The organism is Saccharicrinis aurantiacus (assembly GCF_947489045.1).
GTDB classification, from domain to species: Bacteria; Bacteroidota; Bacteroidia; order Bacteroidales; family Marinilabiliaceae; genus Saccharicrinis; species Saccharicrinis aurantiacus.
Genome location: NZ_CANLCN010000001.1, coordinates 818,673 through 834,345 on the forward strand (window position 1 = coordinate 818,673; position 15,673 = coordinate 834,345).

At 37.3% G+C, this 15,673-nt stretch carries 12 protein-coding genes and 1 riboswitch; of the genes, 11 read left to right on the top strand and 1 reads right to left on the bottom strand.

Annotated features, from left to right (window positions below):
• The first annotated feature begins 16 nt into the window (after positions 1-16).
• From QMO11_RS02995 to QMO11_RS03045, 11 genes are all read left to right on the top strand, one after another.
• The gene (locus tag QMO11_RS02995) at positions 17-1,210 is read left to right on the top strand and encodes an ABC transporter substrate-binding protein (protein WP_282035971.1); all 1,194 of its coding nucleotides are present in this window, start codon (positions 17-19) and stop codon (positions 1,208-1,210) included.
• 5 nt (positions 1,211-1,215) lie between these two features.
• Positions 1,216-1,902 carry a GTP-binding protein gene (locus QMO11_RS03000; RefSeq protein WP_282035972.1) on the top strand — a complete coding sequence of 229 codons (687 nt, stop codon included), beginning with the start codon at positions 1,216-1,218 and terminating at the stop codon, positions 1,900-1,902.
• A 3-nt stretch (positions 1,903-1,905) separates the two neighbouring features.
• A complete protein-coding gene (locus tag QMO11_RS03005; protein WP_282035973.1) occupies positions 1,906-2,904 on the top strand; it encodes an ATP-binding cassette domain-containing protein in 999 nt (332 codons plus the stop codon).
• A gap of 7 nt (positions 2,905-2,911) precedes the next feature.
• Entirely contained in the window at positions 2,912-3,238 is a 327-nt protein-coding gene (locus tag QMO11_RS03010) for a winged helix-turn-helix domain-containing protein (RefSeq protein ID WP_282035974.1), read from the top strand.
• 132 nt (positions 3,239-3,370) lie between these two features.
• Positions 3,371-3,459, top strand: a riboswitch (TPP riboswitch).
• A 63-nt stretch (positions 3,460-3,522) separates the two neighbouring features.
• Complete coding sequence (thiC, locus tag QMO11_RS03015; protein ID WP_282035975.1) at positions 3,523-5,328, top strand: phosphomethylpyrimidine synthase ThiC; 1,806 nt, start codon at positions 3,523-3,525, stop codon at positions 5,326-5,328.
• A gap of 111 nt (positions 5,329-5,439) precedes the next feature.
• On the top strand, positions 5,440-6,558 hold the full coding sequence (gene thiH / locus QMO11_RS03020) for a 2-iminoacetate synthase ThiH (protein ID WP_282035976.1): 1,119 nt from the start codon (positions 5,440-5,442) through the stop codon (positions 6,556-6,558).
• Positions 6,559-6,763: 205 nt separating this feature from the next.
• Positions 6,764-8,710 carry a type I pullulanase gene (gene pulA, locus QMO11_RS03025; protein ID WP_282035977.1) on the top strand — a complete coding sequence of 649 codons (1,947 nt, stop codon included), beginning with the start codon at positions 6,764-6,766 and terminating at the stop codon, positions 8,708-8,710.
• 223 nt (positions 8,711-8,933) lie between these two features.
• The gene (locus QMO11_RS03030; RefSeq protein WP_282035978.1) at positions 8,934-10,430 is read left to right on the top strand and encodes a T9SS type A sorting domain-containing protein; all 1,497 of its coding nucleotides are present in this window, start codon (positions 8,934-8,936) and stop codon (positions 10,428-10,430) included.
• A gap of 209 nt (positions 10,431-10,639) precedes the next feature.
• Entirely contained in the window at positions 10,640-11,215 is a 576-nt protein-coding gene (locus tag QMO11_RS03035) for a uracil-DNA glycosylase family protein (protein ID WP_282035979.1), read from the top strand.
• 142 nt (positions 11,216-11,357) lie between these two features.
• Positions 11,358-13,790, top strand: coding sequence for a DUF4982 domain-containing protein (locus QMO11_RS03040; RefSeq protein WP_282035980.1), 2,433 nt, complete (start codon positions 11,358-11,360; stop codon positions 13,788-13,790).
• A 247-nt stretch (positions 13,791-14,037) separates the two neighbouring features.
• Positions 14,038-14,550: a hypothetical protein gene (locus tag QMO11_RS03045; RefSeq protein WP_282035981.1), complete on the top strand. Its 513-nt coding sequence runs from the start codon at positions 14,038-14,040 to the stop codon at positions 14,548-14,550.
• Between the two features lie 105 nt (positions 14,551-14,655).
• Here the strand turns inward: QMO11_RS03045 and QMO11_RS03050 are convergent, their stop codons facing one another.
• Positions 14,656-15,672, bottom strand: coding sequence for a DUF4465 domain-containing protein (locus tag QMO11_RS03050; RefSeq protein WP_282035982.1), 1,017 nt, complete (start codon positions 15,670-15,672; stop codon positions 14,656-14,658).
• Position 15,673 lies beyond the last annotated feature (1 nt).

The following is a 15,673-nucleotide window of genomic DNA, read 5'->3' on the forward strand; positions in this document are numbered from 1 at the left end:
AAAACAGACAAAGCATATGATTACAGGAACAGAAAATTTATTGCAGTTGGCTGAACAGAATGAAAAGTTAATTGGTGTTTTTGAGAAGCAAGGGCTGGGATCGTATTTTAAACCCGATAATTTGTCGAAAATTGGACGATTTACCCGTTTAAATACTTTGCTTAAGTCTAATAATATTGATGTTGAACTCTTTATTACTTCACTCAATAATATTATTGATGAGGATGAAAAAGTAAATAAGGAAAGTAATCAACATCAAGAAGACTTACATTTTGCAGCTATGTTGCCTTGTGGTTTGCGTAATCCGTTTAAGGAATTTGTTGAAGCATTCCTACAAAAAAATAAAGCTGAGTTTAAAGATTTGAATTACCTGATAGAAGGGAATGTAAATCACGAACTATCTTACTATCCTTTGCTCGATAATATTAAAGATGAGGATGAATTGCCCGATATTATTGTAGCATCCGATGTAAATAATTTTTTCCATCGTCCGTTTATGGAGCAGTTTATTCATAACGATATATTTGAAACATACGAGCCATACACACCGAATTCTTATTTAGAAAAAGTTGCGTATGCCGATCCTGAAAAACATTTTACCATGTTTACGGCCAATATGTTGGTAATGGTGGTTGATAAAGAAAAACTTGGCGAACGAAAAATGCCAAAAAAGTGGGAAGATCTGCTCGATCCGGCTTTCGAAAACGATGTAATTATGCGTGGCGAAGAGGATTTCTTTTGCAATGCAGTAATGTTGCCTTTTTATAAGGATGAAGGGATGAAGGCCATTAAAATACTGGCTCAGAATATTAAAAGTGGCTTGCACCCTGCCGAAATGGTGAAGCTGGCAGGATCGGGTAAGCCCGAATGTGCAGCGGTTTATATTATGCCATATTTCTTCTCAAAACGAATAAAAAGTCAAAAGGCAGAAGTGGTTTGGCCCCATGATGGAGCCATTGCTAGCCCGGTATTTTTGTTGGCTAAAAAAAGCAAGCTAAATCAGCATAAATTGCTTCTCGATTTTCTCTTATCTAAGGAAATGGCGGAGATGCTTTTGGGCAGATTTTTCCCTAGCATTCACCCTGAAGCAGATCCTGAATGTTTACCACAAACAGTAAAATGGTTGGGCTGGGATTTTTTAAAGCAGCATAATATAGGAGCGCTTAAAGATGAGATCAGAAAAGAATTTATGAAAGTTTGGAATAAATAACTTCTATGGTACAATTAATAACCATTGCCGGACCACCATCATCGGGCAAAACATCTGTAATTATAAAAATGATTGAAAGTATTCCTGAGTTAAAACAGGAATGTGGCGTAATTAAATTTGATTGCATAAGTTCGCTCGATGAGGAACAATATGCAAAACATAACATCACCGCAAAAACGGGCTTAGCTGGTAACCTTTGCCCCGATCATTATTTTGTATCTAATATTAATGAGTGTTTCGATTGGGCCAAAAGCAACGGTTTTTCAACTTTAATTACCGAAAGTGCAGGCTTGTGTAATCGCTGTTCGCCTCATTTAAAAGAGGTACTTGCCGTTTGTGTTCTCGATAATTTAAGTGGTATAAACACACCGCTTAAAACAGGTCCTATGGTTAAGCTTGCCGATGTTGTGGTGGTTACAAAAAGCGATTTGGTGTCTCAAGCCGAGCGTGAGGTATTTCGTTTTAAAATTCAGCAAGTAAACCCAAGATGCAAAGTGTTGTTTATAAACGGAATTACAGGTCAGGGAGCTGATAAGTTGGCCAAACTTGCCTTACAGAGTAAAGAACACAATAGTGCCACACAACTTAAATTACGTTTTTCTATGCCTGCGGCACTATGTTCCTATTGTTTGGGAGAAACGCGCGTAGGCGAAGATTTTCAAATCGGTTTAAACCGAAAAATAAAATTATAAGAGATGCAAATGCTACATATACCACTTAAAAACCTACAAAAGGATAATCCTTTATTCGCAGATTTTTTTACTTCGTTTAATTTAGATGTCGAAAAAGAAGAGAAAACGTTTACAGAATTAACCAAAATATTATCTTTATCGTTTTACGAAGATAATGGTATAAGCAGTAGTGAGTTTGTGACTTTGTTTAGCGACTTTGTTAGTGGATTAACAAGTACGGCTAGTAAAACTACTATTAGTAGTTTAGATGTGCTTGCGGGTATTGATAAACAAGGCAATAAAGAAGCCTGTAATTTACATTTAGAGCCTGGTAAAATTACCTGCATTGTAGGTCCAACTGGTTCTGGAAAAAGTAGGCTATTAGCCGATATCGAGTGGCTTGCCAATAGCGATACACCAACCAAGCGTAAGGTGTTAATTAATGGCGAGTTGGCCGATGAGGATACGGTTAACCTGTACGGAGGTAAATTAATTGCACAGATAACTCAAAATATGAATTTTGTGCTCGATATGGATGTGCAGAGTTTTTTGATGTTACACGCGCAAAGTCGGTTTATCGAGAATCCTGAGAAAGTGGTTGATGAGGTGATTCTTTTGGCTAATGATCTTTCAGGAGAACAGTTTTTACCATCAACACCTGTTACTTTTTTAAGTGGTGGTCAATCCAGAGCTTTAATGATAGCCGATGTTGCTTGTATTGGTCAAGCCCCTGTGGTTTTAATTGATGAAATTGAGAACGCAGGTGTAAATAAAAAAAAGGCACTCGATTTATTGGTCCGCAAAGATAAAATTGTATTGATGGCAACGCACGATCCTTTGTTAATATTGCTTGCTCATAAACGAGTAGTGATTAAAAATGGTGGTATGCATAAAATAATAAGTACAACTAGTGCTGAGAAAACGTTTTATGCTGAGCTTGAAGAATTAGACAATAAATTACAAAAAACTAAAGAATATTTTAGAGCTGGTAATATTCTTGATAAAAATAAACAGCTAATATAGTTTACTTATGGAGGTTTTTATAAAAGCAGCATATTCAATTGAAGTTGAGGGTTTTGTTATTAATTCAAAGGTTATTAATATTTTACGCGAGGTAAATAAAACCGGATCCTTAAACTCTGCAGTAAGCAATTTGGGAATGTCATACTCGTATGCTTGGAACCTGATTTATAAAACAGGATGTCAACTAGAATGTCCGTTAATAGTAAGTCGAAAAGGTGGTAATGGTGGTGGCGTTGCCAAGCTAACAGAGGGGGGGATTAAACTTTTGAATTATTGCGATCAATTTGAGAGTGATTTAAGTAATTTTACAGGTGTAAGAAGTATTACACTTTAGCTGATTGACCTGATTATAAGTAAGAGTTTTAAGACGATTTATTAAATAGATTTCTTGTTATCTTTAATTAAGAGAGGAATAAAAGATATAAAAGTCTTAAACCTTTTCCCCTAAGCTATGTTTCCATGTAAGAATAAACTTTAGGGGTGCCGCAAGGCTGAGATGATACCCTTTAACCTGATCTGGTTAATACCAGCGTAGGGAAAAGTTACTGAGGAGCCGTGGAATATCCATGTGTTGCCCCTATGGTTTATTGAATTTGTTAATCATTAATTTAATATACAATGGCCATAGAAAAAAAGAAACCCAGCAAGGATGTGATTACCCGCACTCCTTTTCCAGCATCAAAAAAAATATATGTAAAAGGAAGGTTGCATCCTATTAAGGTAGCTATGCGCGAAATTAGCTTGAGCGATACGCAATTACTCAATAGTCATGCAAAAACACCCAATGCACCTATTGCAGTTTATGATACCAGCGGACCCTATACCGACCCTAAAAAGAATATTGATATACACCAAGGTATTGAGCGCATCCGCGAAAGCTGGATTATCGATAGGGGAGATGTGGCGCAATTGCCTGCTTTTACATCAGCCTATAGCAAAGTGCGTAATGATGATGAACGCACACACGTATTTCGTTTCGAAAACAGTAAACTACCTCTAAAAGCTAAAAAAGGCGCTAATGTAACACAGCTGCACTATGCCCGCAAAGGTATGATTACGCCCGAAATGGAATACATTGCCATACGTGAGAATCAGCGCATTCGTAATCTTGAGGAGATCAACCAACATCCTGGCGAGAGCTTTGGTGCCAATACCCCAAAAGGATTTATTACACCCGAGTTTGTGCGAGATGAGGTGGCAGCGGGTAGAGCTATAATACCATCAAACATCAATCACCCCGAGGCAGAACCCATGATTATTGGACGTAACTTTTTGGTGAAGATCAATGCCAATATCGGAAACTCCGAGGTGACTTCAAGCATCGAAAAAGAGGTGGAAAAAGCCGTTTGGTCAACCCATTGGGGTGTCGATACCATTATGGATTTATCAACGGGCAATAACATACACGAAACACGTGAGTGGATTATCCGTAACTCGCCCGTACCCATTGGTACCGTTCCTTTGTATCAGGCCTTGGAAAAAGTGAATGGCATTGTTGAAGATTTAACTTGGGATATTTATCGCGATACGCTGATAGAGCAAGCTGAGCAAGGGGTCGATTATTTTACCATTCATGCAGGTATATTGGCCGAGCATTTGCCGTTAACTACAAAGCGTACCACTGGTATTGTTTCGCGTGGGGGTTCTATTATGGCCAAGTGGATGATGGAACACAAGCAGCAAAATTTCCTATACACACACTTTGAGGATATTTGCGATATCATGAAAGATTACGATGTATCCTTCTCTTTGGGTGATGCTTTGCGCCCAGGTAGCATTGCCGATGCCAACGATAAAGCCCAATTTGCCGAGTTAAAAACCTTGGGTGCTTTAACTAAAATAGCATGGCAATACGATATTCAAACCATGATTGAAGGACCCGGTCATGTGCCCATGCATATGCTTAAAGAAAATATGGATTTACAATTGGCTGAGTGTGGCGAGGCTCCATTTTATACTTTAGGTCCTTTAGCTACCGATATTGCACCGGGTTACGATCATTTTACATCGGGCATTGGAGCAGCTATCATTGGCTGGTATGGTGTGGCATTACTTTGTTATGTTACACCCAAAGAGCATCTGGGTTTACCCAATAAGCAAGATGTTAAGGATGGCGTAATTATGTATAAGATTGCCGCTCATGCTGCCGATTTAGCTAAGGGGCATCCGGGTGCACAGCAGCGCGATAATGCACTGAGCAAGGCACGTTTTGAGTTCAGGTGGAATGATCAGTTTAACCTCTCTATCGATCCGCTTACAGCTAAGGCTTATCACGATGAAACCATGCCTTCGGATACGCCACATACAACGCATTTCTGCTCAATGTGCGGACCTAAATTCTGCTCTATGAAACTGAGCCATGAGCTAAAGGATTATGGTAATACGGAATTAAAGATAGACCTTAAGAAGCTAAGTCTGGTTTAGTATAAGGGCTGAATATAGAAGGCTAAAATGCTTATCTCACTGTTTTAGCACTTCAGTCTTCAGCCTTTTGCTATCATGTAAAATCTCTCATCTCACCTCTAAATTATAATAATGGAAAACTCATTTTTACAAGTTTATAATTCCTACAATTGGAATGATGTTAAGGCAAGTATATTAGCCAAAACGGATGCTGATGTAGCACGCGCTTTGCAAAAGAAGGATTTAGATATTGAGGATTTTAAAGCTTTGGTATCTCCTGCTGCAGATCAGTATTTAGAGTCTTTGGCACAGCAAAGTCATAAAATTACCCAGAAACGTTTTGGCAAAACCATGCAGTTGTTTATTCCGCTATATCTGAGTAACGAGTGTAAGAATATTTGCACCTATTGTGGCTTAAGTATTACCAATCGCATTGCCCGCCACACCCTAAGCGAATCGCAAATATTAAAGGAAGTAAAAGCCTTAAAAGCATTGGGCTTTGATAATATATTATTGGTTTCGGGCGAATCTCCAACTGCTGTTAATATTCCTTATCTGCAAAAGGTGATACAACTCATTAAGCCCTTTTTCTCAAAAATATCCATTGAGGTGCAGCCCCTTGAGCAGGATGAATATGAGTTGCTTGTTTCCGAAGGTTTATATGGTGTTTATGTGTACCAAGAAACCTACCACAAGGCCAATTACACAAGGTACCACCTTGCAGGTCAAAAATCGGACTTTAATAATCGCATTGAAACCCCCGACAGACTTGGTAGAGCCAATATTAATACCATTGGCCTAGGTGCCTTATATGGACTAGAAGATTGGCGTACCGAGAGTTTTTTTATAGCCCTGCACTTGCAATATTTGCGCAAACAATATTGGCAAACCAAGTACTCTATATCGTTTCCACGTATTCGCCCGCACGAGGGGAGTTTTAAACCCAATGTCCCCATGAGCGATAAGCAACTGGCACAGGTAATTTGCGCCTACCGACTGTTTGATAACGATGTTGAATTATCACTATCTACACGTGAATCTGCTCATTTTCGTAACCATATTGTTAAAATGGGCGTAACTAGCATGAGCGCAGGTTCAAAAACTAATCCCGGTGGTTACGTCACCGAGAAGGATTCACTAGAGCAGTTTCAAATATCTGATGAGCGTTCGCCACAGGAAATTGAAACCATGTTAAAGGGTATAAATTATGAAGTAGTTTGGAAAGATTGGGATGTTGTTTTTGCCAAATAAGAGATGTTGCTTGTATGGTTAAATATCATGATATTTCTAGTGTTTTTACTATTTAACCTTTGATTAATGATTAGTATCTTGGCATGAGTATTGATTAAAGCATGCCACATTAAAATAGAATACCATGAGACCACCACTTAGTATTGTGCTAATAATTACCACAAGTTTATTAATATCAGCCTGCTGTAACACAAAATGTAAAACTGTGCGAGAAGTTAAGTACCAATTATTTTCAGACTATCCGGTATACGAGGGTAATGATTTAGGAGCTATAGTAAATAGTGGGAAAACCTGTTTTAAACTATGGGCACCAGAGGCTAAGGAAGTAAAACTGCGTTTGTATAAAACAGGCGATGGTGATAAGTTAATTCAAACAGTTAGTATGGTTGCCAGTGAGCAAGGTACCTGGTCATATCATACCAACGAGAATTTACATGGGGTTTATTATACCTATCAAACACTTTATAATGATCAGTGGAATGATGAAGTAGCCGACATTTATGCCCGTACCTCAGGGGTTAATGGTCATAGAGGAATGGTGGTAGATTTAAATAAAACCAATCCTAAAAATTGGGAAGATGATCAAAAGCCTGCCTTAAATAATATTAATGATATTATCCTTTATGAATTGCACGTGCGCGATATTTCATCTCACAACAGTTCGGGAATTACGGATAAAGGAAAATTTACCGGACTAGTAGAAGAAGGTACCAAAAGTCCCGATGGCTTGTTTACGGGTTTAGATCATATCAAAGATCTTGGTGTAACTCATGTACATATATTACCGGCTTTCGATTTTCATTCAGTTGATGAAGCCGGAGATTTAGATTCTCAGTTTAACTGGGGATACGATCCGGTTAATTATAATGCTCCTGAAGGTTCGTATGCATCAGATCCTTATAACGGTGAGGTGCGCATTCAGGAGTTTAAACAGATGGTGCAGGGTTTCCATAAAGCAGGGATTCGCGTTATTATGGATGTGGTTTACAACCATACTGGGCCAGGCGAAAATTCGACTTTTAACCAGTTGGTTCCTGATTATTATTACCGCCAATGGGAAGATGGGAAATGGTCTAACGCCTCAGCTTGTGGTAACGAAACAGCCTCGGATAGAGCCATGATGCGTAAGTTTATGATTGAATCAGTTGCCTATTGGGCCAATGAATATCATATTGATGGTTTCCGTTTCGATTTGATGGGGATACACGATATTGAAACCATGAACCAAATTACAGATACCTTAAAGGCCATTGATCCTTCTATATTTATTTATGGTGAAGGGTGGACTGCAGCCGATTCTCCTTTAAAGGAAAAGGATAGAGCTTTAAAAGCACACGCCAAACAAATGCCCGATTTAGCCGTTTTTTCAGATGATATGCGCGATGCCATAAAAGGACACTGGTCTGATTACAAGCAAAAGGGTTTTGTAAGTGGTAAAAAAGGTTTTGAAGAGAGTGTGAAGTACGGAATTGTTGGGTCAGTACAGCACCCTGATATTGATTATAGTAAGGTGAATTATTCTAAGGAGCCTTGGGCTAATACGCCATCACAAACCATTAATTATGTATCGTGTCACGATAATCATACCTTATATGATAAGCTGCACGAGTCTAACCCCAATGCCACTGAAGAACAAATAATGGCTATGCATCGTTTGGCCAATACAATTGTGCTTACTTCGCAAGGTATTCCATTTTTGCATGCAGGGGTTGAGTTCGGAAGAACCAAATTTGGTGTTGAAAATTCATACAATGCTCCTGATTCAATTAACCAAATCCGTTGGGGATTAAAGGCGATAAACCACAGCCAATATGTTTATTACAGAAACCTGATTCAGATGAGAAAGAATCATCCCGCCTTTAGGATGAGCAGTACCAAAGATATTCAGGATTATATTAAAATACGAAATGATATTAAATACGATAATGTAATTGCTTATAATATTGCCGGCGCACAATTGGGTGATGAGTGGGAAGATATTTTTATCGTATTTAACGGTAAAAACAAAAGCGTAACTTATCCATTTAATGGCGATGGCTATAAATTAATTTGCGACGGGCGTGAGATTGATGAGGATGGCTTATCTATAGATATAACAAAAGGTAAGAAGATAATTGTGCCACCACATTCTGCAATAATCATGGTAAAATAATTAGCTTAATTAAGCTAATAAAATCCCTAGTGTAATACTTATTTTCACTAGGGATTTTTTTGTTTTATAGGTTCTTGTTCTGATAATTTTAAAGCTATTATTTACTATAACGCATTTAATTATTACGCCTAAGTACAAGAAGTATTGTGTGTTATCTAGATTTGAGAGTGCTTAATATATTTAGCACGGAATACCCTTAATATCCTTTTAACATAAATCTAAAATGAAAAAAAACAATTTTGTATTAATGGCTTTAGGGCTGTTGATATCTATGTCTATGTGGTCTCAAAAGGAGGCCGATTTTTACAAAAGTCCTGAGAATAAGGGCGTGTATAAAAACCTGGTAAAAGATTATCAGGCTAATGTAACAGATAAGAATGATGATTCCGAAGTGCTGCAACGCGCTATCGACGAGGTCAGCGCTTTGAGTAATGGTGGGCGTATTTTTTTACCAGCAGGAAAGTATTTTTTGGCCAACGTAAATTTAAAGTCAAATGTACACTTGAAAGTATCACCTGATGCCATTATTTATCCAACAGAACGTTCTGATGATAAGAACTATTTTATTCTAGGCTTGGGTGATGATGATAAAGTGGTTAAAAATGTGAGTATTATCGGTAAGGAGGGAAGCTTTAAGGTCGACCTTCGTGTTGCCAATAATAAAAATGTAACCGCATTTCGTCTTAAAAATGTAGATAATTTCCGTTTGGAGAATATTATAGTTAAAGATGATATCACAAAATTTTCGGCTATTGCATTAAGTCTGGCAGAATATAACGGAAAATATTTCTCTCCTCGTAATGGGGTTGTTAAAAATGCTAGAATTACAAATGCGCATTACGGATATGGTTTGGTTCAAGCTCAAGTAGGTTCCAATATCCTGTTTACAAATTTAAGTGGTGAGGGAGGCGTAACCTTGAGGTTAGAATCAGGTTATTCAAAACTAAATCTTCTCCAAGTTGAAGGTTTATTTGATATTTATGGCCGTGATATTTCATGTACCAATGGAAATGCAGCGCTTATGATATCGCCCCATGCCCAAAAAAATGGTTATGTAAATATTGAAGGTGTAAAGGCGGTAAGCTGCGGTTTTGCAGTACGAATAGGTCAGGGCTATACCCGCACTGCTGAAGAAGAGTTAGGGATTAAACCAGGTTGGTTTGATAGTAAGTCAATAGTAAAAACAGTAAAAGCAACTTATGGAACCGAAGCTCAATTAAAGTCGAAGCATTTTAAATATATGCCTTGCGATTTACGTAACCTTATTGCCGAGGATATTAGTCCGGATGGAGAGAGTTACCAAGGTCCGTCTATTGCAGCTGTAATTAATGCATCCGTTGGTAATGGCGAAGGATATTATAATATGAGCGTAGAGGATGTTACCTCCATCGGTTTTAAAGAGCAGGATAAAGATGTATTAATTGATACTGACGTATATGATTGTTTGAAGTCGGCAAATGCTATATCTCCAGATATGCAGTCCAAATTGGCAGAGGATTTTAAAGTATACCCTAATCCAGCTAATGAAATTATAAACGTTCAATTGGGCAAACATTCTGAATCAGTTACTAGTGTTTTCATTCGTTCGTCAGATGGAAAAATAGTTACAAAACAGGCTGTTAATTTAACAGAAACAGTGTCTTTAAATATTAGTGATCTTGAAACTGGTATCTACTTTATAGAGGCTGGTACTTGTGTTAAAAAACTAGTTGTACAATAAATAAGTTAAACATAACAAAGGATATTAAGGTTAAGTTATTATAAGTGTTAAACTAAAGGGAATATCGTTTTATATGATATTCCCTTTTTTTATAAGTATATTATAAGGCACCGCATTGTGCTTTTTTTTATCTAACTACATTGGTGAAGAAAATAAAAAGGCAATATCAATTAACCTGTTCTTTTGGTGTAAACTTAAGTAGTAAGGGTATGAAATCTCTATTAGTGGAAATTAAAAACTGTACAATCTGCAATGAGTATTTGCCATTAGGCCCAAGGCCAGTTGTAAGTGCCAATCGTAATAGTAAAATAGTTATTATTGGTCAGGCCCCCGGTTTAGCAGTGCATAATTCAGGAATACCATGGGATGATAAAAGTGGTGAGAACCTAAGAGATTGGATGGGCATTGATAAGTTTAGCTTCTATAATTCTTCTAATATTGCGATCATTCCAATGGGATTTTGTTATCCCGGAAAAGGTAAATCGGGAGATAAACCACCCATGAAGCAATGTGCGCCTCAGTGGCACCCGAAATTATTGAGCGCCATAAAAAATCCTGAACTTATTCTGTTAATTGGCAAGTATGCCCAAGACTATTATTTGGGAAATAATGCAAAGGAGAACCTGACTAAAACGGTTTTAAGTTATCAGGACTACCTACCAAAATATTTTGTCCTTCCGCATCCATCACCTCGTAATAATATATGGCAGGCTAAAAATGATTGGTTTGCTAAAAATGTTTTACCCACTTTAAAACATCGAGTTGCTAAAATTTTAAACGAATAAAACACAAATCTGATTTTCAGGAGTGATTTTATAGAATAACAATGCCGTTTTTACCCATAGCTTTATATTATTTACCCACAGATATTTTTTGCAGTTCCCCTTTGAGCATCTTTGCTAATAGAAACAAACAAAACTAAAATAGATGAAGAGAATTGTATTCGCACTACTTTGTGTGCTTGCGTTTATTGGTGTAGAGGCTCAGACTAATGGAGAACGAACCATTATTACCTTAGAGGATAACTGGAAATTTAGTAAGGGAGATATTGCTGAGGCCCAACAGGTAGATTTCAATGATAGAAAATGGGAAACGGTTACAGTACCTCATGATTGGGCCATATATGGTCCGTTTGATAAGGAAATTGATAAACAAACAGTCCGTATTACTCAGAATATGGAGAAGAAGGCTACAGAGAAATATGGAAGAACAGGGGCTTTACCGCACATAGGAACGGCTTGGTATCGTAAAACTTTTACAGCACCAGCATATAAAAAAGGTAAAGAGGCTTTGTTGGTATTTGATGGCGCCATGAGTCAGGCCCAGGTATATGTAAATGGCCAAAGAGTAGGAGAGCGTCCTTATGGATACAGCTATTTCTATTTTAATATTTCGGAATATCTAAAGGAAGGTGAGGAGAATACATTAGCCGTTCGATTGCATAACGATCCTTATTCATCGCGTTGGTATCCCGGAGCAGGTATCTACCGAAAGGTACAGCTTATAGTAAAAGATGAAGTCAGTTTTAAGCAATGGGGAACGTTTATTACAACGCCTTATATAACAAATGATGTTGCTAAAGTAAATGTAAAATCTGCTGTTCAGGGGGATAACCTTAGCATTGAAACTGAAATTGTGGATGCAAGGGGCAAAATATGGGCAACTAAAAAATCAAGTGAACGCTATGGCAATGAGATAGAGTTTGATGTTGCATTACCAAATCCTAGCTTGTGGAGCCCACAAGCTCCGAATCTATATTATGCCAATTTAAAGTTATATCAAGGCGATGAACTCAAAGATTTGCAGCGTATTCAGTTTGGTGTGCGCACCATTAAATATAGTGCAGAAAAAGGCTTTGAGTTAAATGGCCAAGTAACCAAGTTTAAAGGGGTGTGTCTTCACCACGATTTAGGACCAATTGGGGCAGCTATTAATGTATCCGCATTACGCCGTCAGTTGGTAATTTTAAAAGATATGGGCTGTAATGCCATCCGATCGGCACACAATATGCCATCTATGGAGCAACTTGAATTATGCGATGAGATGGGTTTCTTATTTTTGGCAGAGAGCTTTGATGAGTGGGCTAAACCTAAAGTGGAGAATGGTTATAATCGCTTTTTTGATGAATGGGCTGAGGCCGATGTGGTGAATCTTGTGAGAGCTACTCGCAATCATCCATGCATTGTTATGTGGAGTTCGGGTAATGAGGTGCCAGATCAGCACGGAAGTATTGGTGTAAAACGTGCCAAGTGGTTACAAGATATTTTCCATCGCGAAGATCCAACTCGCCCAGTTACGGTAGGTATGGACCAAGTAAAAGCAGTTATGGAAAGTGGATTTGGTTCTATTACTGATGTGCCAGGTTTAAATTACCGAGTTCATTTATATGAGGAGGCCTACGATAAATTCCCGCAAGGTTTTCTTTTAGGCTCAGAAACGGCATCCACCAATAGTTCACGTGGGGTTTATAAATTCCCGCTTGAATTCACTAACATGAAACGTTATAAAGATGGACAGTGTTGTTCTTACGATTTTGGTAGATGCAATTGGAGTAACGTTCCTGATGATGATTTTGTTTTGCAAGATGACAAAGATTGGGTTATTGGAGAATTTGTATGGACCGGTTTTGATTATTTAGGTGAGCCAACTCCCTACGATCGACAATGGCCTTCGCGCAGTTCGTACTTTGGTATTTGCGATTTAGGTGGTTTGCCAAAGGATAGATTTTATTTATATCGAAGCCGTTGGAATACTGAGGATGAAACCCTTCACTTATTACCGCATTGGAATTGGGAAGGAAGAGAAGGGGAAACAACGCCTGTATTTGCTTACACAAGTTATGATAGTGCCGAATTATTTGTTAACGGAAAAAGCCAAGGGATTAGAAAAAAGAACAAGGAGAGCAATCAAACGCGTTATCGATTAATGTGGATGGACGTGAAATATGAGCCAGGAACAATAAAAGTTGTGGCTTACGATGAAAATGGTAAAGCTGCTGCTGAAAAAGAAATCAGTACAGCAGGTAAACCACATCAAATCAAATTATCAGCCGATAGAGAAACCATAAAGGCCGACGGAAAAGAGTTGAGTTACGTAACAGTTTCAGTGCTTGATAAAGATGGAAATTTATGTCCAACAGCTAGTAGTCAGTTAAACTTTAAAGTAAAAGGAGCTGGTAGCTATCGTGCCGCATGTAATGGTGATGCGACTTCATTAGAGCTATTTCACAATCCATCAATGAAGGCATTTAGCGGACAGCTGGTTGTTTTGGTACAGGCAGGTACTAAACCTGGTGATATAACATTAGAAGTTAGCAGTAAAGGTTTGATAAAGAACTCATGCCAGATTGTTGCTGAATAATTCTTTATAAAAGTCTATTAGTATTTGTTACTAGTAGACTTTTGTTTTTTATTGAAAATTAGAAAATAGAGGAAGATTATATGGTAGTTCGGTGTAGTATACTGATAATTAACCACCTTAGGGAAATGTGAGTGTAAGTAATATTCATCATAATAAAAATAACTTTAGTGTATAACATTGTGGCATTAATCAAACCAATGTATACATTTTCAGGTATTTGCGTATTAGAATCTAAAACGTGTAAATTATGAAACATATATTATTGTTATTTCTATTCTGTGTGTCAGCCACATTAGTTAGTGCACAGTTTTCATATTTAAATGATGTTGAGTTAGAAAGCACAGCGGATTATTCAGAGTACACAGAAACAGTTTATGATTGCTGCGATTACTTATTATTAACACCATTTAGTAAAAAGGATAGTGAACGTGTAGCAGCAACTAATTTTATTGAACGTTGGGTAAAAGGAGCTCCTAATAGTTCTTATAAAGTGAGTGAGAATATTCAATCATTAACAGATAATAGAACTGAATTATTGGGTTTATACTTTACATGTATTGCAAAAGAATTGGTTGAAGGAAATGCAGATAATAGTTTACAGGCCGAAGAAAAAGCAATTACTTCATTTCTTGATTATTGCACCAACCCGATGAATAAACTAAAGTTAACTAAAGAAATAAAAGAACTTGCTCAGTTGAATAATGCAGGAGAGTTAAATTCACTGACAGCATATTATAATTCGAAGAATAAAACAAACTAAAGTAATCCTCGCATTGTAGTTTTTTTATGCGAGTATATTGGGGAAGAGGAGAGTTTTAGGAGTTTGCTTCAAGGCAAACTCTTTTTTATGCTTAATATTTTGGTATTACTCAGTTATTTTAATTTGATCAATACAAATTGATGCAGGTGTTCGCATATTACCTTCATCATCCACATCAGTTGAATGCAGTACCAATTCAAGCTTGGTTATTAAACCTAAAGATTCAAGATTAATTGTAGTCCAATCTCTGATAATGTAGTTATCTCTATACGCTTCAAAAGTAAAATCAGCCATGTAGAACTCTATAGGCTCTGTTATTGAGCCATCTGCCTTATGTCCTGTTAAAGTTAATTTTAACCAATCTTTCTCTGTACCATCTGTACCTCCAAATTGCTTTGATAGTTCATTTCCATCTTCATCTTCTGTACCTTGCTCAAGGGCATATCGTGTACCGTAAGTATTATTTACTGATATACTTTTAATTAGGTGTTCTTTATTTTCATCAAAGGTTATAAAGGAGGATTTTAATGCGGGATCTTGCTTAAGTACAGAGAATATTTTTGAGCTATAATCAGTTGGAGTACTATTCATACTAAAATAAGTTTCAGCGTCATCGCTTTTAGAGCCACTTAAATTAGAAAAGGTAAAGCCATACCATTCTTCTACTAAATCGGGTTTACCAACTAAACTAAAGGAGGTTTCTCCCGAGGTAAATGAAGTTTCACCATTAGGCGCATCCCAAAAACTATTGCTAGATAAAGCATCTAATTCCTCAAAGTCAGTTAAAAATAAACAGGTAATTATATAATCGTAGCTAGCAGAACCTCTATCATTACTCAAATAAAAGGTGTAATTAAAGGTACCTAACTCGTTGTAATAACGCTCGTAGATTAATTCCTTTGATATAGTATCATCATTCTCATGAGAGTACCAGCGGTATTGCGAGTCATAATCATAGATTATTTTAGGATGAAGTGCGAAAGCACTATCAACTTCCACCTCATATCCTCCCTCAGGCATATTTGAGTTTATTTCAGACGCAGGTATTTCACGTGTATTATCTTCACATGAAGAGAAAATGAGAATTGTTGTAAGTATTATAAGGCTTATATATAGTTTCATC